This window comes from Vibrio litoralis DSM 17657 (assembly GCF_000426765.1).
GTDB lineage: Bacteria > Pseudomonadota > Gammaproteobacteria > Enterobacterales > Vibrionaceae > Vibrio > Vibrio litoralis.
The window spans coordinates 30,925-54,726 of record NZ_AUFZ01000004.1; the positions used below are offsets into that span (position 1 = coordinate 30,925).

Here is a 23,802-nt window from a genome sequence, read left to right on the forward strand (position 1 = left end):
AAAATACCCCTTGAACGTTTTGCTCAAGGGGTAATTAATATTCAGTTGAAATGTAGTGATTGTCTGGAGAGGCTATTTTTCAGAAGAATCTTCGCTAAGATAATGCTTCAATATTTCTTCATAGCTTTCGACGCTTTGTGCACCGGTTAAGCCTTTTTCATTGTTAAACACAATCGTCGGCACGCCAGAGATATCCATTTCACGCCACTGATCTTCAATTACATCTAACTTATCGTGTTCAGCGGTATCATGCAGGTAGGCGATCATTTCATCGACTTCTAAACCCACTTTCTCACCGATATCCAGTAGTACGTCAGTATCAGAAATATTTTTGCCATCTGTAAAGTAAGCGGTGAAAAGGGCAATTTTAAGCTGAGTTTGTAAGCCTACTGAGTGAGCGTAGTCTAATAGAATATGACATTGGCGAGTATTGTAGATTCGGGTTTCATCGGTAAAGTTAAACTCGAAGCCGACAGATTTTCCAAACTCGATTAAACGTTGACGATTTTGCTCACTTTCTTCGGCTGAAGCGCCATATTTTCTCGCAATATGCTCACGTAAATTTTCGCCTTCTGGCGGCATATCTGGATTTAGCTCAAACGGATACCATTCAATATCAATACGATCTTGCCAGTTGTTTTTAACTACGGCATCTTTAAGGTGTTTAACCCCAATGACGCACCATGGACAGACCACGTCAGAAATAATATCAATTTTGAGTTTCGAATTAGACATACCACTACCTTGTCGGAAATTTTAATATTCGATTCATTATGAAAGATCCAATGCTACAGTCAAGTTGTAAGTGATCTAGTAGGACAGAGAATGAAATGCAAGGAATCGCATGAAAACACAGATAATCAGTGAAAATACCATTATGGTGTATTTTACCAACACTATTAATGCTGAAACTTCAGAGAAAGTGACTCAAGCGCTCTATACTCTGCAAAGCTCGCTGGGCGATTTTATCCTTGATGCGATTCCTTCCTATCACTCGATTCTTATTACTGTCGATATTCTACAAACGGCAATGGCCGATTTTCAGCAGCAAGTTGAAGTGTTACTCAATCAGCCTTCTTCTACTTCAATTTCGTTGCAACACTTAGAAATCGAATTGCCAGTCTATTACGGTGAAGATGTCGCGTTAGATGCCGCTGAAGTTTGTGAGCATAGCGGCTTGTCATGGGCAGAAGTGGCAGAAGTGCATAGTCAGATAACTTACCGAGTCTATGCGATTGGATTTGCACCGGGATTTGCTTATTTAGGCAATCTAGATAGTCGTTTGCAAATGCCGAGAAAAAGTACACCACGCTCACGAGTTCCTAAAGGCAGTGTCGCCATCGCTGAGCAGCAAACCGCTGTCTACCCTAAAGCTTCACCCGGTGGTTGGCACATTATTGGCCGTACGCCAATCTCGCTGGTGGATTTTGAGCGAGACAATTTATCGCTGTTTTACATCGGTGCACAGGTTCGCTTTAAAGCTATCTCACGTCAGCAGTTTCTCGATATGGGCGGAGATCTTGATGAAGATCTTGGTTTAACAGGACAGCCTGATTCGGGTGGATTGTCTGGTAAAGATAAGAGGGCAAAATCATGACATTAAAAGTACTCAATGCCGGCCCTTTAAGTTTGCTGCAAGATACTGGGCGAATGGGCTTTCAAGGAATAGGCGCAGCAGTCGGTGGGCCGATGGATGAACATGCCTTTCACTGGGCCAATCATCTACTTGGTAATGATGTGAATGCTGCGCAAATAGAGATTACTCTAGGTCTGTTTCAATGTGAGTTTAAACAGCCGACACAAATAGCACTGGCTGGCGCGGATATGTTTGCCGAACTGGATGGCGAGCCAATCCAATCTTGGGCGAGCTATCGCGTTAAAGCCGGCTCTATTCTAAAGTGTAAAACTTCCCGGAAAGGTGTTCGAGCTTATCTCGCCATTCAACATGGTTTTGACGTCGGCCAAGTATTAGAAAGTTGCTCTACTGTGATGCGAGATGACATCGGTGGTTTAGATGGCCGAGGTGAACCGCTAACTAAAGGGGATGAAATTGCTTATCGCGTAGCTAAGTACAATCGACTACGCCAAGTGCCAACAGAATTTATTCCGCACTATCCAGAATTAACCGCCACAACGACTCCTGGCATACTAGATATGATTGCCACTTATCAATATGAGCAGTTTTCTCAAGCCGCCCGACAGCAATTTTTTAACGGCATTTATACCGTCAGCTCAAACAGTGATCGTATGGGCTATCGATTATCCGGTGATAGCGTTGAATATGACGGTGAAAGCTTAATTTCCGAAGGTATTGCACTCGGCGCGATCCAAATCCCAAGCGATGGTCAACCAATCGTGTTAATGGCGGATCATCAAACCATAGGCGGCTATCCGAAAATCGGCTGCCTAACCAGAACAAGCATCAGCAAACTCGCCCAATGCCCACCGGGTACAAAAGTGCAGTTTCAATTGGTTAAACGCGAGAAAGCAGAACAGCAATACCGGGAAATGTTGAGGTTTTTTGTAGGGGAAGTAACAACCTTATAATCTACTTATCACGCGGAGAGTGTTGGAATTGTTTTTCGTTATGCGTGAACTACTAAACATAAAGCGACCACAAATCATTCCCTCCCTTTAACTAGTAAAAAGGCTCACAGTCAATCCTGAGAATAAGCTCGTTACTGGCTTAAGCGCAAGATGAGAATACCGACTACGGCGGCTGTAATACCGATAACTTCTTGACGGGTGAAAGGCTCTTTCAATATTAAGCGAGTGTATAGCAAAATAATTAAAATATTCATTGCTGAAATTGCCGATACCAAACCGGTTGTGCCCAAAGAGAAAGCACTTAATATCGCGACCATCCCGGCCATATTGGTTAAGCCGACCGCCATACCACAACCGAATGTTTTAAGTTCTGACCAAGAGCCTTTGTGGTTCGTTCTAAAATTCGAGCGGCTTTTAAGCCAACTCATAGCAAATAGCAGGCTACCAAAACCAAACATTAAGGTTAGAGTGGCAAATATGTCAGCATCTAATCGAGTCGATTGTTTTCCTAACATGTCATTAAATGAAAAGCATAAGGCGGCAAGTAGCCCCCATTGCGCTCCTTGTAAGTTGGATAAGGAAATATCATTCGAATAACGGATAATATAAAGTCCAGAAAATATCACTGCAAAACCTACCATTTGTACAGTGGTTAAGGTCTCGTTCCACAATAAGAAAGCAAATAAGACGACAAATAAAGGTGGAAGCCCTGAAAGTACGCTGATCAATGAGGCCTTACCCACCGAAAACCCTTTATGCAGAGCTGCGTTTGCCATAAAAGATCCAAAACCAAGGGCCAAACCAACACCAACCTCAGCCCATGATTGCCATTGTTGTCCGAGCATATACATGGTGGTTCCACTAATCATAAATCCGACAAAAAACACCCCAAACAGCATCAGGTCACGATGCAAGTTTTGGCGTGATGTCCATTGGTACATGATACCTCTAGCTCCAAAAAAAGTGGCGGCGAGTAAGGCGTAAACTATCCACATAATTGATTCTCTTTAAAAGTCTGGTTGGACGTCATGGTGATATATTTGTCAATATAATTAAGTTTTCATGATAAAAAAGCATAAGCGTAAGTGCTCAAACATTTATTGGTTATATAGGTTTCATCATAAACAGTAATACTTCGTTGTAAAAGGTCGATTAAAGTTTAAATGTTAAAAAATTCAATTGGTTACGTTTTATGTGTTAGGTTTGGGTTTTTTAACAACTCTGACAAATCAGTGTTGATGAGCACATACAAAAAGCTGCGTTTAATCACGCAGCATCATAATGTGTATGAATTCTATAGTATTATTTCTTTCTTTTTCTTATTACCGCTTCAAATTCTGACTCTCTTTTTTGTCTTCTTTTCTCTTTTAAAGTTAAATTTGGTTTTTTCTTTTCATTTCTAGACATGATATCACCTATTGATTAAGTAAAAATTAATATTTAAGATTAAATTTAAAGCTTCAATAGAAAATTACCTCCATAAAAATTTAACAATAACTATACTTGTTAAGAATCAATGTTATTTATAGACTTTTCAGGCTTTACGCAAGTTATCTCATATCTTCTTGTTTTTCCTAGTATATATAAATTGAAAGTATCATTAACCTCTAACCCTAATATAGAGGAACCGAGTGGAGAATAGATTGAAATTAATCCATTATTAGGATTGTTCCTTTTATTGCATACTAGTATTACGTGAAACTTTCTATTTCGACTTACATCGAATAAATAAACACGGTCACCTTTTTTTATTTTATGTTTAAAAGATTCTCCTTTCGATAATAACTCAATCTTATCTAAAATTGTAAGTAAAGTAGCAGGGGATTGAATGCTAAAAAAAACACTAGTAAGTAATTTATACTCAAGGTAAAGAAATAAATTATTAAAAATTTTCATTGCCTCCAAATTGAAAGAGGAATTGGTTAAAACTTCACTTGGTTAAAAGCATCCTATAAAACCTATTAACTAATTTAAATGTTTAGGGGGAAATAACAATATATTATATTGGTAATAATATTTATTTTTAATTTTATTATATCAATAAGTTATACCTCTACTTGTTCACATGAAAACAACAGGTTAATTTTTTATTTTGTTAAATAAGAAGTTAGTAACTAATTTGAATAGATTATATCAAGACAAAAAAAAGCTTCAAATTTAAAAAAGTAAAATAAATCAATTATTGGATGGAAATAATAAAAAAACCATTTTTTTGATATAAAAGAGCAAGCTTGTTTTTTAAAAAAATCTTTTATCCGAAAAACCATGAAATACAGGATAAAAAACCACTTAGATTAAATGTAAAAACAAAAGCTAGAACATGCTGATCTTGAGTCATTGCGTTTTGAACGCGTAGTGAGGCGTTATGTGCTCAATGTTTCTTTAATCACCATTAACCGCTGCTGTTGGCAACCTTACCGAAAACTTATTTGCCAGCGAGTACATCTCCGGCAACATGCGGTAGATTAGATGAAGTTGCTGTAAAATTAAACGCACGGCATCTTCATCACCTTCTCGCCATTCACTTAACTTTTTATCTAATTCGCTATTGAACGTATCTAAAGTGATATCACCATTTTGGTAGTAAAGCTGTTGCTCTAGTTGCTCTAAGCTTTCATGAATACCTTTGTGGGCTTCTAATATCAGTAGGTGGGTTTCTTTGTCATCAATGCGTTTTCGATGTGCGCCGAGTGCTGAAATATAGCTGAGCATCGCGTGGTTAAGCGTTAAGAAACGGAAACTCTCATCAATCGCTTTTTTGTATTTATCGGGTTCTGCCAACATATTACTGATGGTGGTGCTGAGCGTAGCATCCATAGTATGAGCAGTACGTCGAGCAAGGCGGTAGTTGACGTCATCGCGTTTACCAATTCGATATTGAGCAATGATTTGTCCGAGATAATTTTTATTAGCTTGTACCGCTTCCGACATCACTCGATGCAGTTTTTTGGCTTCCCAGTCTGGCAGAATATAACGCACCGCAAACACCGCTAAGCCACAGCCAATTAAGGTATCCGCAAGGCGAGGCAAGATCACCGCATAGCCTTCACCTAATTGGTTAAAACAAAACAGTACCAGCAAGGTAATGAAAGCGGTCGCTGAGCCGTAGTTATTCATTCTAAAAGCGAAGAATAACGTGCCGGATAACACTAAAAAGACTAATTGGCTTTCTTGTGAAGGGAACAAAGTTAATAGCGGTACACCGACGAGTAGGCCCGCAATGGTGCCGATCACTCGCCCGGTCAATTTTTGTCTGGTGGCACTAAAGTTAGGCTGGCATACAAACAGGCTGGTTAGCATGATCCAATAGCCACGCTCTAGACCTAGCCCTTGAATCACCCCGTAACCTACGGTTAATACAATCGACATACGTAGCGCGTGGCGGAACAGCATTGAATCACGATGTAAATTATTGCGAATACGTTGCCACATGACTTTTGGTGTATGAGCGGTCGTATCGTGTAATGAGTAGTCGTTGGCTTCGTCGCTAGTATTTTCTGGCGTGAACTTAGACGCATCTGGATTGCTGACGTTTGATAGCTGCTTTTCTACGGTCACCATATTATTAAATAGGTAGAAAAGCTGGCTTAATGGGTACTTCCACTCAGGGCGGTTTTGATCTTTTAGGTACTGCATTGATAACTGCAATTCATCCAGCGCCCAGATGGAATCACCATCGTATTTATAAGCTTTCCCTGCTTCCAATGCTTCAGAGATCTCACGACAGGCTTTCGCTTGAGTTTGCATTAAATGCTTGAAGCGGAACAGCACATCACTACGCGAGAAGTGCTCGGCTAAATCTTGATAGCGATAATGAGTCGAGCTGATGCGTTCGTGAATATCTTGCGCTAAAAAATACAGCTGTAAATAACGGTCACTTGGGCCATCAACATGTCCACGTTTAGAGCGAGTGAGTAGGGTGCTTTTGGCTTGGTTTAAAGCATTAACCGTCGCGGAGTTCAGCTTACTTTCTAAGATACGGTAAGGCTGTGGAGTTAAACCAGAAACCGGATGAAACAACGAACTTTTCGCTTCAAGGTAGTTAGCCAATTCTTCAAATACATTGGCTAAGCCTTGCTGTACAGGCTGCATTGGCCAAAATATTTGCCACAACATTGAAAGTAGGTAGTACCAAGCGGCACCGGCTAGCAAGAGAGTAGGTTGATAGACAATGTTGTCGTATAAGTGGTAGCCCAGCATGGTGTAGATCGCGATCAGTAATGAACCAAAGGCAATGCTGGCATAACGTGGGCCAATTGCGCCGAGCATAATAAAACCGAAGGTACTAGTGAACAGACCAATGGCGAATAATGGCGGATAGGGAAACAGAATTTCTATTGAAAATGAAGCAATCGCAAAACAGATGAAAGTTAAGATCAGCGCCCGAATTCGTCCCATGAAGTTATCATCGGTTTCGGCTAGTGCAGCCGCAATAATACCTAAGATCAGCGGCGTGATTTCAGTAGAGTAGTCGTAATACCAACAAGGCAGTACCACACCTAAAAGCGAGATAAGAATTCGAATGCAGTAGTTAACGGTTTTATCAGACCAGTAATGTCGGAGTTGTTGCATCGAATTTGTCATAAAGCGCGATATTGTCCTAGGTGAAGTTACAAGTGACAGTCTATATCCAAGTCACTTGAGTATAGAGGCCTTTCGTTACGCAAACTATATTCTGTTGTAATAACAGCAAAAAAACTTCGCTCTGTTTGATTGTAAGCAAGTTTTGCGCCAGTCTGCCTGATTTTTATCCGTTTTAGAGTAAGTTTAAAAAAGCGATGACCCAAGCCCTCTTCCTTTCACACTAAAACCCGTTAGAATATCGGGCTATACCCAAGTTACTTGGGTACATCTTCTTATTCAAAACTTTACTGATCGCATAAGGAAAGTTCATGCAATTAAGCGCTAGCCGTTTTGCTCAATTTTTTATTCAAGATGAATACCAACAAGTTGAAGTGAAAGATCAGTGTATTACCTTATCTTCGCCAACCGATGAGTTGCAAATCCCATTTGCAGCGTGGAATGGTGAGGTGACAGTAGAGCGAGGCTTAATCTGGGGAAACTTGTATTTTCATGCCCATGAAGAAGAGGAAGATGAACAAATTCAATGGCTCGCACAAGGTCTACCTTGGTTTGATTGCCAGCAATTTGCTCAATTGGTAGTCGCAGAATATCGTCGTTGGCAGTTGAACCAAAGTGAATCATTAGCCGAGTTATTACCAAGCTGGCTAGAGCAGCTAAAAGAATTGGTCAATCAACCGGGGTATTTAACTCATTCATCACTTGAGTTCTGGATGAAGGGAATTTCCGGCGATCTAGCGAAAAAAGAGTTATCTCTGCCAGAAGTGATTCATATTTTCCCAAGTCATAATGAATGGGAAGGTGACGATCAATTCCAGCACCATACTCCCTCTTTAATGACCGGTTTGAAACGTTGGCTCACTCACCCGAAAGCCTCATTAGAGCAGCGCAATCAAACCTGGCTGGCCAATCAAGAAATCGAATGGAAACCTTACTTCCAAGAATGTGAACGTTCACCACTTAATGCTTCTCAGCAACGCGCAGTATTATTAAATGATGATCATACCCTGATTCTAGCCGGCGCAGGCTCAGGTAAAACCAGTGTTTTAATGGCGAAAGTCGGCTACTTATTACAGAGTGGTCAAGCAAAACCAGAAGAAATGTTATTGGTGGCATTTGGTCGAGATGCTGCCAAAGAAATGCAACAACGCATCAAAGAAAAGTTTGCCGAACAAGGCGCTCAGATCAAAGTGCAAACCTTCCATCAATTAGGTTTAGATATTATTAAATCGGTTGAAGGTAATCAGGTTGAAATCTCACCGCTCGCCACTACGCCAGCCCAAAAGACCGCTTGGTTCTCTCAGTGGTTAAAAACACACTGGATGACGGAAACCAACTTTAAGCGTTGGCAGAAGCACTTAGCCGAATGGCCGATAGCCTTTTTGAAAGGGGATGTAGAGCTCGGCTCGCATGTTGAAAACCCGAAATTATTGGCGTGGTTAGAACAGCAAGTCGATCAACTTTCCGTCCTTCAATTACCGAAAAAACAGCTGCAAGAGCGTTTAATTGAGTTAGAGAACTACCCTCAACTAAACAGCGAATTAATGTTGGCTTGGCCGTGTTATCAAGCGTGGCAAAAAATGCTCAAAGAAGAGAATCAAATCGACTTCAACAGTATGATTTCTAAAGCCACTCAATATGCGCGTAATGGTAAATTTAAATCGCAATGGCGCTTTATGATGGTCGATGAATATCAAGATATCTCACCGAGCCGTTTAGATTTATTAACTAACATTTGCCATGGTAGTGTTCATAAAACTCAACTAGGGGAAACCACGACTCAGCAACCTTGTTCATTGTTTTCCGTTGGCGATGATTGGCAGGCAATTTATCGTTTCGCAGGGGCGGATGTAAACTTAACCACCGGCTTTAAGAAGCGTTTCCCTAATGCGCAGATTCATTATCTAGATACCACTTATCGCTTTAATAACCAAATTGGTGAGGTGGCGAATCGCTTTATTCAAGCCAACCCTTATCAATTAGAAAAAAACTTGATTAGCCATAAGCAACAAAAGCAAAAAGCAGTGACGATTGCGCCAATGCATACGTTGGAAGCGATTTTAAGTGACTTAAATAATCAAGTGAAATCACGCAAGAAGGTATTAGTGTTAGGCCGCAATCATTATCATGAACCGAGTGATTTAAAGACACTACAAAAACGGAATTTACATTTAGATATCGAATTTAAAACCTGCCACGCCAGTAAAGGGCAAGAAGCCGATTATGTGGTGATAGTCTCAGTCGATGAAGGGCAATTCCCAGCGGTTGAGCGTCAGCAGCATTTACATGATGCGTTGTTATCTACCGGTGATGTGTTCCCCAATGCAGAAGAACGTCGCTTGTTCTATGTAGCGATGACCCGAGCCAAAGAAAAGGTGTGGATCTTACACAATGCGAACCCATCAACCTTCATCAAAGAGTTAAGAGCAAACCGTTATCCGGTGGTGGTGAAAAAGCGATAAAGCACACTGCTAAGTCGAATAGAAAGAAAGCCGATAAATGTCAGTTTATCGGCTTTCTTTATTTGGTCAGTTGTCTATTTTTAAATGTTTATGTCTCAAAGGAGTTTGGCGTAATCAACCCCATCCCCGCTTCCCCTTATATCAACTCCTGCTGCCAAGTGGCTTCATCTACCAAGGGGAAGAGCTGATCTTTGTCGCTTGTAATTGCAATTCCAACCCCAAATTCACCGCACATTATTAGCCCGTCATTTCAGCCGAGCCTAAGCGAGAGCTGGAATCTACTAATCACGCGCTCAATATTAGAATGTTTTTTCTTTACGCAGATACCACTAAACAACAAACGATCACAAATAACTCCCTCCCTTTACCAAAGAAAAATGCTTGGCAGCAAGATTTACAGCCAAAGGAGGGAGGGTTGTGTGAGTGAATTATGCATGGTTTGGAATTAGAACAATTGGATTTTTAGTTAGAAAAGCTAGGTCTGTATGAATTAAAGATATAGCTCCGGATTTTATGCTGCGTAAATATGAGGTGAACTCATACTTTATTAATAAATTTAGTTATTTAGCTTGCTGTTCAAAAAAGTGACTGAGAAAATAGACGGAAAGACTGTATGGATTTTTTCCGTCTATTAAATTGTTATGTGTGTTGAGGTTGCTAAATGAACTGGAAATATAACTATCTCGTGGATCAGATCCATAGAACTTCGTATAAAAAACACGAAAATTTTATAGTCGGCTCACTGTTACACGATCCGGAACTAGAAGACCTCAAGCCATGTACACAATTTTATGTGGATAGAACTGATGGAGGTTACTCATTGCTAGACTTATTTTATCCGCAAATAAATTTAGCTATTGAAATTGATGAGCCCGCTCATGAGAACAACATTGAAGCTGATAACAAACGACAAACTATAATAGAAGAGAAACTCGAATGTGCTTTCTTTCGAGTTAAGGTCAAAAATGGAAATGTTCCAAATCAGATACAAAAACTTAAAATCAAGATTAAAGAACTTAGAGCGGATGCAAAGAAAAAAGGCAGTTGGGAAAATTGGAAAGAACCAGTTCGGTTAAATCTATCTAAAGCTAAAGCCACACAAAACAACACCTTGTTCTTGAAAATTAAGGGGGAAATACCACCGGATGAATTGTTGGCTAGACAAACTGGTTACTGGCGAATTGATAAACGAAAACAACAAAAAATAAATACTGTCGTTGTTGTACACGATTCTATTGTGACGAAGGTGTTCGGAGAAATAGAGTGGCATGTATGGAAGGAAAACCCTACGAAAGTAGGTTATACAGGTGTGGAAGTTAAGACCAATATTGAACTGGGAACAATTATTGAAGACTGGACCTTTCAACAAACAGTTACTTATTCTCATGATGTCTATTAAACACATAACAAGCAATTCAAATGGACGCGTCGAGTTTGGCATTTTGGACTCGGAGTTTTACGTGTTTGGTGATTTTAATATTTAGCGCCATTTAATCGGACGTTAGCTGTCAATCAGAAAAGGATAAACTGTGCCAGAAAATATAGAGTTACAGCTATTGAGCTTTATTAAGAACGAGATGGTTCAAGACCCCGCACATGATATAAGTCATGTTCAAAGGGTAGCCCAAACAGCTAAAAAACTTTGCGAATTAGAAGGGGGTAGCTTAGATATTGTTTTACCCGCCGCCTATTTACATGACTGTTTTTCTTTTCCAAAAAATCATCCCGATAGGGCGACAAGTTCAGAAATTGCAGCAGATAAAGCGGCTAAGTTCTTAGTGTCAATCGACTACCCATTGCAATATATTGAACCAATTAAACATGCCATTGTTGCGCATAGCTTTAGTGCTGGGGTCAAAGCTACTACCTTAGAAGCTCAAATAGTACAGGACGCAGATAGACTTGATGCACTAGGTGCAATCGGTATTTCACGGTGTATTCAAGTAAGTGCGAGTTTTGGTGCAAGTTTATATGATGCGAATGACCCATTTTCAGAAAATCGACCACTAGATGACAAGGCTTATACTTTGGATCATTTCCAAGTTAAGTTGTTTAAGCTTGCGGCGGAAATGAATACATTGGCTGCAAAAAGTGAAGCTGAGATTAGAGTTAAATTTATGAGGCTATATATTGAACAACTCAGTACTGAAATGAAAAGCAGCTAACAAGGGGCTATGGTTTCAATATACTTCTCTAATCCTATACGAACGATTTAATGCTATCCACTAAATCGTTCCTACCCAAAACCAAATCAAGCCCGCATCAAACTTGATCCCTCTCCAACCTCAGCGTCGACTATATCGGGTAGTTAAACTCAATACGTTGGTCGCCATCAATGAAGCCAGTGTGGTTACTCCAGTTAGCAAAATAGCGCCAGAATTGCTCTGGCGCTTGATTTAGACATTGAAACTTAGCTGGGGATCTAGGTAGAGATCCAGATTAACCAGGGTGCCCATCAGCTCTTGGGGTTAGGAGCATTTTGCCAAATTTAAACACAAAAACAGCAAAAGCGTAGATCCACAGCGCGGCTGAAATATTCACAAAGGTAAACAAGTGCTCAGGCCAAATCGCCACCCCAAAGCCACGAACAACTACAGCAACCACAAGCGCTAAGAATGCATGCCACATACTTGGGCCTTCGTAAATAGCACGTCCGGTATGGCCCATCGTTACTCGGGCGATCATCGCTAGAATGACTCCACCAATCGCACCAATGGCAAATACATGGATCATGTTGTGGGCAAAGAATTGTCCGTTCGGTAGTAGGTTAAATAAAGCCAATGCTTTAAAAAGTAAGCCGACTGGAATACAAGCATATGAAGCGTGTAGCGACCAAACCAGAGGCTCTTTATAAGTCGTCCAAGGTTTCCAACGCAGGAAACGAATTGCTTGGAAAACCGCGGCGAAGACCATTAAGTAAGGGCCAATTTGGTTAAAGGTAATCGGAAAAAAGCTGAGGATAAACAGCATCATTAAAGGTGTGTTCGCCAGTGCATCTAACCAGATTAATGTGGGTGGTTTTTCAAACTGCATTTTACGTGCGGTAAAGAATGGGATCACGCGTCCGCCCATAATCGAAATCAGCAAAACGAACCACCAGATCATTGCTTGCCAAACTGCAATGCTTTGAAACGGTGGCATGCCTTGCTGATCTGTAAAAGGAAGGGTGGCGTAGCTGGCAAAGTTCGCCACAATCGCTAACACAAAGAAGGCTAGAAATATCAGGTTGCGATAGCCTTTGCCTTTGAGCACTCGAATCGATATTTCATAGGCGACTACCGCTAAAAACAACGCTTCAATCGAAGAGGTTAGCCACAACGGAACCGGAGCCCAGAATAGTAGCCTAGGCAATAGCCACAGTAAGAACACAAAACCGAGACGCTTATCTTTGGTGCCGTTAACTCCCGTCCAGTTTTGTACTGCGGTTAATAAGAAACCCGCCACGATTGCCATTGCAAAACCAAATATCATTTCATGCACATGCCACCATAACGCTGGAACTTGCAGGGCACTTGGTTGACCATGTTGGAATGCGTAGACCCAGACTGCGATAGCAATTGCAGCGTATAAACTGCCGAATAAAAAGAACGGTCTAAACCCCAAACGTAAAATGGGCAGGATTTTCTCTTCTTTACTTTTGTCGGTGATATTTATCATCAATAGTGATCTCGTAAAAAGTGCTTATGGTAATTTGCTAGTAATAATGACTAAGCAGTTTCCGTGCCACTTTTTAATTTATTGATTTTACTGGATTATAGGAAAATAGATCAAGAAATGGTGTTGTTAATTTTACATCATTGCTATAGTAAAAAAATAATGCCCTAAAATAAAATTGTTAAGAGAGTTAACATGTCCCAGTCAATCGAACAGGTTTTGCTCAATATTGCAGTTAACCTGAATGCTCATCAGCCGACTTATCAGCATTACCAAAAGTTACTCGATGCATTGCAGCAAGTACTGCCGTGTGATGCGAGTGCTTTATTTATTTTAGATGATGCGCAAAATTTAGTGCCGGTGGCGATTAACGGTTTATCGATGGAAGTGTTAGGGCGCAAGTTCCCACCGCAAGAGCACCCTAGACTAGAGATGATCATGCAAAGTCGTCTACCGGTTCGATTTCCTGAAAGTTCAAGCCTACCAGATCCATTTGATGGACTGCTTAGCGAAGATGATGAAGCAAGTATTGACGTGCACTCTTGTATGGGGTGTAGCTTATATGTAGGCGAAGCATTGGTAGGTGTGCTAACGATTGACGCGTTAGCTTCGGGGGCATTCAAAAAAGTTACCGATGAGACGATTGCCACGTTTGCAGCCCTTGCGGCCGGTATTGTGCGTAACATTAGTTTGTTTGATGCCCTTGAAAAGGCCAATCATCAACAACGTTCAATCAACCAACTACTTATCGATGAAGCGCGCGATAAAGGCGGAAAACTGGTAGGCGTGAGCCCGCAAATTGTCCAGCTACGTAATAGCATTAAGATGGTCGCACAATCGAATTATGTAGTGCTGATCAGTGGTGAAACGGGGACTGGTAAAGAGCTGGTGGCCCATGAGGTTCACGCACAAAGCAGTCGTAGTGATAAACCCATGGTATATGTGAACTGTGCGGCGTTACCAGAATCGATTGCAGAAAGTGAGTTGTTTGGTCACGTAAAAGGAGCATTTACTGGTGCCAACTCAAACCGCGCGGGTAAATTTGAATTGGCCGATGGCGGTACTATCTTTTTAGATGAAATCGGTGAGTTGCCAATTTTATTGCAAGCCAAATTATTACGTGTGATTCAACAAGGGGAAGTACAACGAGTAGGGGCTGATCACAACAGCTTTATTGATGTTCGAATCATTGCTGCTACTAACCGAGATCTTCATAAAGAAGTAGAAGAACAGCGATTCCGTTCTGATCTTTTCCATCGCTTAAATGTCTTCCCAATTCATGTGCCACCACTACGTGAAAGAGAAGGGGATATTGCGGTTCTAGTGGGACATATTCTCGACCGAATTCGTAGCCAATTCCAAATTAAAACTCTGCATCTTCACCCTAGAGCCTTGACGTTATTGGAAAAACAACCGTGGTTAGGTAATGTTCGCGAACTTGAGCATTCCTTGATGCGCGCAGGTCTCCACGCGGTTCAAGATCAAGCTGAATTGATCAAACCACAGCACTTTACGAGTGAATTTGTTGATATTCCTAAACGCCAAAATTCCTCACAATCTAGCTTGGCGATGCCCAATGAACCCATTGCTTTAAGACAAGCGGTAGAAGCGTATCAAAAGCAATTGATTGAACATGCTTTGAAGAAAAATGATGGCGTATGGGCGCAAGCGGCGCAGTTTCTACAAGTTGACCGAGGGAATTTGTATAAGCTAGGTAAGAAGCTAGGGCTATAGGCGCGAAATGGAAGAGGAGGGCCAAATTAATTAATACAAAAAAAGTAGTCAAAAACCGATATACATGTTGATATTTTATTAATGAAGCCCCATTCTGTTGGGAAATTTACTTCTGAAGAGCTAAATGTGAGCATAATTCGGTTTCTGATACTGTGCCTGTTTTTGGGTTGCACTAGTTTGGTTGGTATTACTGCCGCCAAGGCTGAGCACGCCTCTAACTTACAGTTGGTTGATTTATCGACAGATTCTAGCTCTTTTGAACTTAGCTCCTTTGCTGCTCTTTCTTTGGAGCAGGGCGAGTCGCCGACATGCAAGGTTCAATCTTTGCCTGTGTCGAACTCACATAGTGTACCTAGCGTTACGTCATCCCATTGTCTCGATCTCACCTCTTCGAGTGATGTAAGCCAGCCAATTTATATTAATGGCTTCTCTCTTAGATTTGCTCATGGCAATTTTAACAGCGATGAACTGACACCTGATTATGTGAAAGTCTTTGAATTTTCAGAAGTGTCATTTACTTCAAGTGCTCGGCATTATGTCGAACGCTTTACACCTCAGCATCAGTGGATGATGCACATTAACTCCCACTCATTGCGGCTTTCTGCTTGGAAAGACAGCAACCTACAGTATATACCTCAGCAATACGCCCATTTATTTGCCTAATCAGCTTGGAGTGATCTTTTCACCCTTAGCTTGAGTTGCGGTCGTTATTATTTAGCTATTTTACGTGAATATTGGTTCCGTAATCGCTTTATTTCTCGGCTACTTGGCGACGGTTCTATTTCATTATTTTGAGTCTTTATATGACCCAGATAGACTAGATCTTGCCGCTGTGTCATTAACGCTCGATATCTCAAATTGAGTGCCGATGACTTATTTAGGTAAATAAAATGAATGTACATAAATCTCGCGCCTCTGCTCGGCGCACCTTAAACCAATACTCTTATTGGCAATATGCGGTGTTAGTTGTCACCATTTCGATCATGCTATTAAGCGCCTTGCCTTCTTGGTTTGGGGAATCACCTGCGCTGCAAATTAATCAAGGCAGTGATTTGGTAAATAAAGCTAATCAGGTAAATAGCGTCCAATTCGAACCATTAAAACTACAGCAAGCCCTTACTAATCAAGGGATTGACTTAAAAGAAATTAAGCAAGATAAAACGACGACTTGGGTCATACTGTCGGATTCAGAACAAATGGCACAGGCTAAAAAAGTATTGCTTGAGATGGCAGGTCAACAGGGGAAAGGCAAGGACATTCAAGTTGCTTTAGCTTCAGTGGCTAATGCGCCGCAATGGTTAACGAGCCTTGGTTTTAAACCGATTTCACTAGGATTAGATCTGCGTGGTGGGGTGCAATTTCTGCTCGATGTGGATATGAATTCAGTCTACCAAAATCAAATCGATGAAATGCAGCAAGGGATCAGTCACTTCTTGATGGATAACCAATTACGTCGAGCAAAATTCAGTGATATTTCACAGAATGGATTGACCGTGACACTTGCCAGCGCGAAACAAGTATCACAGCTACGTGACTTTATTCATGGGCAATATCCGAATTGGAAAGTTATCAATAAGAATAATCGCCTTACCTTAACTCGCTTGGAAACCGAAAGTGTCGCGCTACGTAATCTAACGGTTCAGCAAAATTTGCAGATTATGCGTAGCCGAATTGAAGAATTAGGTATTACGGAAGCATCAGTACAAAGGCAAGGGGATCAACGCATTCGTATTGAGTTGCCCGGTGTACAAGACCCTGCTCAAGCCAAAAATGTCATTGGTGCAACGGCAAGCTTGGCGTTTTATGAAGTACTGACTACTCAATCTGAAGGCGGAAAAATCTTGCCAGATCAAAATGGTCAGTTGGTTCGCGTTAAATCATCTCCCGTATTAACTGGTGAACATATTGTTGATGCACGGGCTAATTTCGGCGAAATGGGGATGCCAGAAGTGAACATTAGCTTGGACAGTCAAGGCGGAAAAATGATGGCAGATTTCTCAGGTCGTCATATTGGTAAGCCAATGGCAACAGCGTATAGCGAATACTCACGTAACGAAGAGGGGGAAGTCGTACAAACCAATAAGATCATTAGTATCGCGACTATTCAATCTGCACTCGGCTCTAAGTTCCGAATTACGGGGGCAGGTTCAATGCAAGATGCACAAAGCTTAGCGTTACTACTCCGAGCGGGTTCATTAACGGCGCCAGTGACCATAGTGGAAGAACGTACGATTGGACCAACACTTGGGGCTGAAAATATTACGAATGGCTTTTCTGCCTTAGCGTTAGGTTTATCACTTACATTGCTATTTATGGCGGTTTGGTATCGCCGATTAGGTTGGGTTGCAAATGTGGCCTTGCTAGCCAATATGGTGATGCTATTTGGTTTACTCGCCTTGATTCCCGGCGCGGTATTAACCTTACCCGGCATTGCAGGCTTAGTTCTCACCGTCGGCATGGCGGTTGATACTAACGTGCTTATCTTTGAGCGGATCCGCGACAAATTAAAAGATGGCAATAGCTTAGCCAAGTCGATAAATGACGGATTTAGTAGCGCAACTAGCACAATTTTCGATGCGAATTTTACCACCATGATTACCGCTATCGTGTTGTATTGCATTGGTAATGGGCCAATACAAGGGTTTGCTTTAACGCTAGGGCTAGGGTTACTGACCAGCATGTTTACTGGTATTTTTGCTTCGCGCGCAATGATCAATTGGTTTTGGGGTAAAGACACCCGCCGTAATGTGAGTATTTAATCATGAGTAAATTAATCAATATGAAAAATGCCAATAAATGGCGTTATGGCACTAGTGTAATTTCTATTTTATTAATGTGTGTTGCGCTGTTTTTCATTACCACAAAAGGCTTTAACTGGGGGTTGGATTTTACTGGTGGCGTAGTAAGTGAAGTACAATTAAATCCACATATCACCAGCAGCGAATTGAGCCCATTATTAGAAGTGGGATTAGGTCAAAAAGTCAGTGTGATTTCTGGTGAAGGGCAAGGGCGTTGGATTATTCGCTACAGCATTCCTGAGAGCACTCAGCAGGCTGCGGAATCAATTGAAACATTACTAGCGCCTTTACACGCAGAGACTAAAGTGTTGAATACCAGCATTGTTGGCCCTCAAGTTGGTCAAGATCTGGCAGAGCAAGGTGGCTTGGCTTTACTTGTCTGTCTGCTGTGTATCATGGTGTATTTAAGTGTGCGATTTGAGTGGCGTTTAGCGTTAGGTTCGCTGGTGGCCTTACTGCATGATGTGGTCTTTGTGCTGGGGTTCTTTGCGCTCAGCCAGATGGAATTTAACTTAACCGTGTTAGCGGCTATTCTAGCGATCTTAGGTTATTCGCTGAATGATTCCATCATCATTGCCGACCGCATTCGTGAATTGCTACGTATGAAACCGAAAGTCGCCACTGCGGATATCAATAACCAAGCTATAGCAGCGACGTTTAGCCGCACTATGATCACCTCCGGTACGACACTATTAACTGTTTCAGCCCTATGGCTACTTGGTGGTGCGCCATTGGAAGGTTTTTCCATCGCAATGTTTATCGGCATTATGACTGGAACTTGGTCATCTATTTCAGTCGGAACCTCTTTACCTGAAGTCTTGGGGTTAAAGGCCGAGCATTACCAAGTGATTGCGCTATCTGACACGCCATAAATATCAACAATAGCTCTTTTACTGCATGTTAATTTAAGGTGCGGTAAGAGGGCTTGTTTGGTTCTTATGCTTTTTAGTTGAATCTCGATGTTAAAATAACATCGTTATGTTGTAATTATTACAACTTCAATGCAGGTTAATGGCTTGTTAAATCATTAACAATCAATAACTTAAAAGTTGGCACGCAAAGTGCAATACAGGAATGAATTTATTATTAGCCCCAAATGATAGGGGCGATGATGTTAATCATTACTGGAGCTTTAAATTATGTTTTGTATTCAATGTGAACAAACGATCCGTACACCGGTTGGCGATGGCTGTTCTTATGCGCAAGGTATGTGTGGTAAAACCAGCGAAGTCTCTGACCTGCAAGATATCTTAGTCTACGTATTGCAAGGTGTGTCTTTCTGGGCGGATCTTGGTCGCAAGTTTAATATTGTGGATACAGAAATCGATGAGTGGGCACCTCAAGCTTTCTTCTCTACCTTGACTAACGTGAACTTCGATGCAGATCGTATCGTTGAGTTTTCTAATCAAGCTTATGCATACAAACTACGTCTAGAAGAAAAGGTACGTGCAGCGGCAACGTTAGCCAATGAAACACTACCTGAGTTAACGCCAGCGGCTCAATTTGCATTACCAACAGCTCGTGAAGAGTTATTAAAATACGCACCTCTGGCAGCAGTAAACCGCGGCCATGAAACGGTTGACCCAGATGTAATGGGGTTACGTTTATTAGCTTTATATGGCTTAAAAGGTGCAGCAGCTTACATGGAGCATGCGCGTGTACTTGGTCAAACTGACGAAGCGCTTTTTGCTGAATATCACCAAATCATGTCTTGGTTAGGTTCTGAGCCTCAAGATCTTCAAGCGTTGCTAGATTGCTCAATGCAAATTGGTTTGATGAACTACAAAATCATGGAAATCCTAGACCGTGGTGAAACAGAAACATTTGGTCACCCAGCACCAACTCAAGTGAACGTTAAGCCAGTAAAAGGCAAATGTATCCTAGTGTCTGGCCATGACTTACATGATCTAGAAAAAATCCTGCAACAGACTGAAGGCAAAGGCATCAACGTTTACACTAACGGTGAAATGTTGCCCGCTCACGGTTACCCTGAATTAAACAAATATCCTCACCTAGTGGGTAACTACGGCAGTGCTTGGCAGAACCAGCAAAAAGAATTTGCTAACTTCCCTGGCGCAATCGTAATGACGTCTAACTGTCTGCTTAACCCTGAAGTAGGTCAATACAACGACCGTATCTTCACACGTAGCATCGTAGGCTGGCCAAATGTGACTCACATTGTGGGTGATGATTTCTCTGAAGTAATTGAATGTGCATTAGCGCAAGAAGGCTTCAAGCACGATGAAATTGAGCACATGATCACGGTTGGTTTTGGTCGCAATGCATTGATAGAAGCGGCTCCTGCGGTTATCGATCAAGTGAAGCAAGGCAACATCAGCCACTTCTTCCTAGTAGGCGGTTGTGATGGTGACAAAGTGGAGCGTAACTACTTCAACGAGTTCACGAAACAAACACCAGATGACAGCCTAATTCTAACGCTGGCTTGTGGTAAGTTCCGCTTCAATAAAGAACAACACGGTGAAATCAACGGCATTCCTCGTCTATTAGATGTGGGTCAATGTAATGATTCATACTCAGCAATCCAATTAGCACTAGCATTGGCGAAAGAGTTTGATTGTGGCGTGAATGATCTTCCTCTGACTTTAGTTTTATCTTGGTTCGAGCAAAAAGCGATTGTGGTTCTACTAACACTTCTTGCGTTAGGCATTAAAGGTATCTACACAGGTCCAACTAAACCTGCGTTCTTAACTGATAACCTAATGGCAGTGATGCAAGAGAAGTTTGACCTACGTGGAATTTCAACGGTTGAAGCTGATCTAAAAACGATTTTAGGTGAAAAAGCAGCGTAATGATGTGAGTTAATGCCACCTTGATTAACCTTCAAGGTGGCATACATATCGAAAGCAATAGTCGAAACATAGTAGAGATAAAAAATGAACCAATTTGAATGGCCAGATAATCAACCCGCGACCTTTATTTGCCAACGTAAATGGCAGGAAACACCAAATTGCGTTAGCGTTACTTTAGTGGCAGAAAATCAGGATTTAGAAACGACATTTGATTTTATTCCCGGTCAATTTATCACGCTTGGTATTGAGGTAGAGGGTAAGACGGAATACCGCGCCTATTCATTAAGTTCAATGCCGAATAAAAACGCATTACAGCTGACCATTAAACGCGTTGATGGCGGCAAAGTTTCCAACTATATCGTGGATTCTTTACAAGAAGGTCAAACGGTATCCGTGTTAAAACCTGCCGGAGAATTTCATATAGAGCAACCACATGGCGAACGCATTGTATTGCTCAGTGCCGGTTGTGGGATCACTCCGGTTATGTCGATGGCGAAAACGCTGTTAGCAGATAAATCAGATGCCACGGATATTCATTTTATCCATGCGGCAACAGAACTTGAGCAAGTGATCTATCATCAAGAACTACTAGAAATGGAAGCATCACATGAGCGTTTTCATTTTGATGTAATGTTAGAAAATGCCCAAGGATCAGAGTATTTAGAAGGGCGCTTAACACAAGCGGCTTTAAAACAGTTCTGCCCGGATATTGCGGAGCGTAGCGCATTTTTATGTGGCCCGATTGGCTTTATGAATGCGATGCAAGAAAACCTATCTGAGCTTGGCATGAATATGGATAACTTTTATCAAGAAAGTTTCACGCCAGCCGAGTCAGAACAACCTGATGTTGAAATCGCTGAACAAGCTGATAAAGCACAAGCGATCAGTAATGCCACGGTATTTGTACCCGCGTTTGGCGCTCAAGCCGAAGCGAAAATTGGCAGTGCATTGATTGATGCCTTGGAAGCGGCCAAAGTACCCGTGATTGCTGCATGCCGCAGTGGTATTTGTGGTTCATGTAAGTGTCGTGTGGTAAAAGGCGAATTTACTCGTACTAGCACCGCGACTTTAACGGAAGATGAGATAGATAATGGCTTTGTTTTGGCATGTTCGTGCCAAGTCGAGTCAGATGTGGAAGTGGCGTTAAACTAACCATTTCATTCCTCGTGATAAATATAAAAAAGGGTCGCTATCAATAATAGCGACCCTTTTTAGTATCAAGGTTCGATATGGAATTAAATCACTTCTGAAGCTTTTCTTTTGCTTCTTCTACCTTTGAGTAATCCAAACCCAACTCATCTACGGCATCTTTAATTAATGCAGGGTTTTGCATTACCTGAGCCATCAGCATTTGAAGTTTTTCTTGTGGTAAACCTAGTTGGCTAATAGTTGCCATTGCCGCTAATGGGTTTTCAGTGAGCTGCTGAAAAATATCACGGATTTGTTCATCGGCAATATTGTGTTCTTTTAATAATGCTAAAATTGGGTTCATGATTGTCTCTTTCAATTGCTAAATAGATTGGTAATATTTTATACCTAAGTGACCTCAAGATGCTATTTGAAGCGCCCCTGAGACCATATTAATTGCTAGGTTATTTTAAATTTCCACCAATCCCAATGCTTGGGTTGACATAAACAGGGCCAATTTTAAATGGTGCGCCAATATCTAGGCTTGCGTAAGGCGTACAAGAGGCGATCAGCAAGACTGCAGCCGTCGCAAGAATAATACGTTTGATATTTTTCATTACTTCATCTCCTGTATAACAAAGCCTGCACCCGCTGGATCTCGGATGATTGCCACTGTACCGTTACGTACTTCTTTGGTTGGAGCCATTAAGACATAACCACCGTTGCTTTCCACTTTCTTAACAGTCGTATTGATGTCGGATACTTTTATGTAGTTAACCCAAGTGGTCGCTACATCGGCATTAGGCTTTTTCACAAACCCAAATGCTGGTTGTTCATTAATGGCTAAATATGGATAGCTATGGCCTAACAAGGTTTTATTACTTGCTTTAAAGTCGCCCAATTTTTGATAGAAACTTTGGCTTTGGGCAATGTTATCGGTCCAGATTTCTTGCCAAATCCAATTTCCTTCTTGTTTAGAAAGAGGAGCTGGATCGCCAGTAAAGGTATTTAAAATCGAGAATACCGCGCCTTGCGGGTCTTGAATAACGGCAAGTTCACCGCGACCTTTTAATGTGGTTTTCTTGATTAAGGTTTTACCGCCAGCCTGTTCTGATAGGCTTAATGTGTTATCGACATTATTGGTGGAGATCACCGGTAGCCAATAATTGGTGCTGCTGTTACTTGGCATTTTCGCCATGCCTGCAATGTTTTGGCCTTGGTAGGTGATTAGGCTGTAGTCATCATTCACGCTTTCAAAATTCCAGCCAAATACATTGTGGTAGAAAGGTTGAACTTTGTCTGGAGCAGTGGTGGCAAGATCTCGCCAAATGATGGTGCCTACCGCTTTATTATTGCTATTCGCTAATGCCGGGAGAGTGAGAGAAGGGGATTGACTACATGCAGTAACCAATAAAGCCAGTGAGCAGGTGACTGGCACGGTTAACCATTTCATTGAAAAGGGTTTCATTACATTATCCTTTAGTTTTCATTTACCTATTAAGATAGCATTGAAGGAGATAAACGATCATATTTTATTTAATGTTCAATTGCTCTGCGTTGTTGCGTAAAACAGCGTATACTCGCCGCCAAGCACGTTGCTTCAATATTTTAAGTGGTAAACCATGTCCAAGTTATTCTTTAAAGGCCGTATTGATACGCGCCAAAATCACGTTATGTCTGGCTATAACGTCAACCGTGAAGTCAAAGCGGGAAGCGCAGAGTCTCCTTTATCGCTAAGCGTTCAAACCGAAGCACGTCATGCTGAAGTATTAGAAATCTTAAGTCAGAATAAACTGGTTGCAGAGATCAAGATCGATGCCTCTCAAGATGAAAATATTATTGAGCTAGAAACGATTTTGAATAAGCCGAAAACCACGACGTTTGAAAAAACGCCAAATCGCAATGATCCTTGCTCATGTGGTAGCGGTAAGAAATACAAAAAATGTTGTGCTTAATATCTCGCTCTTGAGTAATAAAATCCTCGGCTGATAAACACAATTGATAAGAGTAGGTGAGTGCTAACAGTGCTCGCCTATTTTTTATCTGTAGTCTTTGAGCATGAGTGAGTATTGAAAGATAACCATTCGA

Annotated in this window: 20 protein-coding genes; 12 read left to right on the forward strand and 8 right to left on the reverse strand. The window is 41.4% G+C overall.

Annotated features, from left to right (window positions below):
* Positions 1 to 72: 72 nt before the first annotated feature.
* Positions 73 to 735: a DsbA family oxidoreductase gene (locus K358_RS0101745; protein WP_027695213.1), complete on the reverse strand. Its 663-nt coding sequence runs from the start codon at positions 733 to 735 to the stop codon at positions 73 to 75.
* A gap of 109 nt (positions 736 to 844) precedes the next feature.
* Between K358_RS0101745 and pxpB the strand changes: the two genes are divergently transcribed.
* Entirely contained in the window at positions 845 to 1,597 is a 753-nt protein-coding gene (gene pxpB / locus K358_RS17885; RefSeq protein ID WP_051241130.1) for a 5-oxoprolinase subunit PxpB, read from the forward strand.
* Positions 1,594 to 2,547: a 5-oxoprolinase subunit C family protein gene (locus K358_RS0101755; RefSeq protein ID WP_027695214.1), complete on the forward strand. Its 954-nt coding sequence runs from the start codon at positions 1,594 to 1,596 to the stop codon at positions 2,545 to 2,547. Before pxpB ends, K358_RS0101755 begins: the two co-directional genes overlap by 4 nt.
* A gap of 131 nt (positions 2,548 to 2,678) precedes the next feature.
* Here the strand turns inward: K358_RS0101755 and K358_RS0101760 are convergent, their stop codons facing one another.
* From K358_RS0101760 to yccS, 3 genes are all read right to left on the reverse strand, one after another.
* The gene (locus tag K358_RS0101760) at positions 2,679 to 3,542 is read right to left on the reverse strand and encodes a DMT family transporter (protein WP_027695215.1); all 864 of its coding nucleotides are present in this window, start codon (positions 3,540 to 3,542) and stop codon (positions 2,679 to 2,681) included.
* Positions 3,543 to 4,053: 511 nt separating this feature from the next.
* Positions 4,054 to 4,443, reverse strand: a complete 390-nt coding sequence (locus K358_RS0101770) for a GreA/GreB family elongation factor (protein ID WP_051241131.1) — start codon at positions 4,441 to 4,443, stop codon at positions 4,054 to 4,056.
* A 486-nt stretch (positions 4,444 to 4,929) separates the two neighbouring features.
* Positions 4,930 to 7,131 carry a YccS family putative transporter gene (gene yccS / locus K358_RS0101775; RefSeq protein ID WP_027695217.1) on the reverse strand — a complete coding sequence of 734 codons (2,202 nt, stop codon included), beginning with the start codon at positions 7,129 to 7,131 and terminating at the stop codon, positions 4,930 to 4,932.
* Between the two features lie 308 nt (positions 7,132 to 7,439).
* Here yccS and helD point away from each other — a divergent pair, with 308 nt between their 5' ends.
* The 3 genes from helD (at position 7,440) to K358_RS0101790 (ending at position 11,755) form a co-directional block, all read left to right on the forward strand.
* Entirely contained in the window at positions 7,440 to 9,590 is a 2,151-nt protein-coding gene (gene helD, locus K358_RS0101780; protein ID WP_027695218.1) for a DNA helicase IV, read from the forward strand.
* Positions 9,591 to 10,251: 661 nt separating this feature from the next.
* Entirely contained in the window at positions 10,252 to 10,989 is a 738-nt protein-coding gene (locus K358_RS0101785; RefSeq protein ID WP_027695219.1) for an AbaSI family restriction endonuclease, read from the forward strand.
* A 130-nt stretch (positions 10,990 to 11,119) separates the two neighbouring features.
* Positions 11,120 to 11,755 carry an HD domain-containing protein gene (locus K358_RS0101790; RefSeq protein WP_027695220.1) on the forward strand — a complete coding sequence of 212 codons (636 nt, stop codon included), beginning with the start codon at positions 11,120 to 11,122 and terminating at the stop codon, positions 11,753 to 11,755.
* A gap of 274 nt (positions 11,756 to 12,029) precedes the next feature.
* On the opposite strand, the gene K358_RS0101795 is transcribed toward K358_RS0101790, so the two are convergent.
* On the reverse strand, positions 12,030 to 13,247 hold the full coding sequence (locus K358_RS0101795; protein ID WP_027695221.1) for an NnrS family protein: 1,218 nt from the start codon (positions 13,245 to 13,247) through the stop codon (positions 12,030 to 12,032).
* 192 nt (positions 13,248 to 13,439) lie between these two features.
* Between K358_RS0101795 and norR the strand changes: the two genes are divergently transcribed.
* The 6 genes from norR (at position 13,440) to K358_RS0101820 (ending at position 21,738) form a co-directional block, all read left to right on the forward strand.
* Positions 13,440 to 14,978, forward strand: a complete 1,539-nt coding sequence (gene norR, locus K358_RS0101800; RefSeq protein WP_027695222.1) for a nitric oxide reductase transcriptional regulator NorR — start codon at positions 13,440 to 13,442, stop codon at positions 14,976 to 14,978.
* A gap of 126 nt (positions 14,979 to 15,104) precedes the next feature.
* Entirely contained in the window at positions 15,105 to 15,641 is a 537-nt protein-coding gene (locus K358_RS19165) for a hypothetical protein (RefSeq protein ID WP_156888669.1), read from the forward strand.
* A gap of 227 nt (positions 15,642 to 15,868) precedes the next feature.
* Positions 15,869 to 17,737 (forward strand): protein translocase subunit SecD, encoded by a 1,869-nt coding sequence (secD, locus tag K358_RS0101805; RefSeq protein WP_027695223.1) that lies wholly within the window; start codon positions 15,869 to 15,871, stop codon positions 17,735 to 17,737.
* Positions 17,738 to 17,739: 2 nt separating this feature from the next.
* Positions 17,740 to 18,648 carry a protein translocase subunit SecF gene (secF, locus tag K358_RS0101810; protein ID WP_211232223.1) on the forward strand — a complete coding sequence of 303 codons (909 nt, stop codon included), beginning with the start codon at positions 17,740 to 17,742 and terminating at the stop codon, positions 18,646 to 18,648.
* Positions 18,649 to 18,915: 267 nt separating this feature from the next.
* A complete protein-coding gene (gene hcp, locus K358_RS0101815; protein WP_027695225.1) occupies positions 18,916 to 20,586 on the forward strand; it encodes a hydroxylamine reductase in 1,671 nt (556 codons plus the stop codon).
* Between the two features lie 84 nt (positions 20,587 to 20,670).
* A complete protein-coding gene (locus K358_RS0101820; protein WP_027695226.1) occupies positions 20,671 to 21,738 on the forward strand; it encodes an FAD-binding oxidoreductase in 1,068 nt (355 codons plus the stop codon).
* An 88-nt stretch (positions 21,739 to 21,826) separates the two neighbouring features.
* On the opposite strand, the gene K358_RS0101825 is transcribed toward K358_RS0101820, so the two are convergent.
* The 3 genes from K358_RS0101825 to K358_RS0101835 form a co-directional block, all read right to left on the reverse strand.
* Positions 21,827 to 22,078, reverse strand: coding sequence for a DUF2999 family protein (locus tag K358_RS0101825; RefSeq protein WP_027695227.1), 252 nt, complete (start codon positions 22,076 to 22,078; stop codon positions 21,827 to 21,829).
* Between the two features lie 100 nt (positions 22,079 to 22,178).
* The gene (locus tag K358_RS19320; RefSeq protein ID WP_169716281.1) at positions 22,179 to 22,331 is read right to left on the reverse strand and encodes a hypothetical protein; all 153 of its coding nucleotides are present in this window, start codon (positions 22,329 to 22,331) and stop codon (positions 22,179 to 22,181) included.
* The gene (locus tag K358_RS0101835; RefSeq protein WP_027695228.1) at positions 22,331 to 23,182 is read right to left on the reverse strand and encodes a VOC family protein; all 852 of its coding nucleotides are present in this window, start codon (positions 23,180 to 23,182) and stop codon (positions 22,331 to 22,333) included. The genes K358_RS19320 and K358_RS0101835 overlap by 1 nt, the downstream gene beginning before the upstream one ends.
* A 154-nt stretch (positions 23,183 to 23,336) precedes the next feature.
* Here K358_RS0101835 and K358_RS0101840 point away from each other — a divergent pair, with 154 nt between their 5' ends.
* Complete coding sequence (locus K358_RS0101840; RefSeq protein WP_027695229.1) at positions 23,337 to 23,669, forward strand: PBPRA1643 family SWIM/SEC-C metal-binding motif protein; 333 nt, start codon at positions 23,337 to 23,339, stop codon at positions 23,667 to 23,669.
* The last annotated feature ends 133 nt before the right edge of the window (positions 23,670 to 23,802 follow it).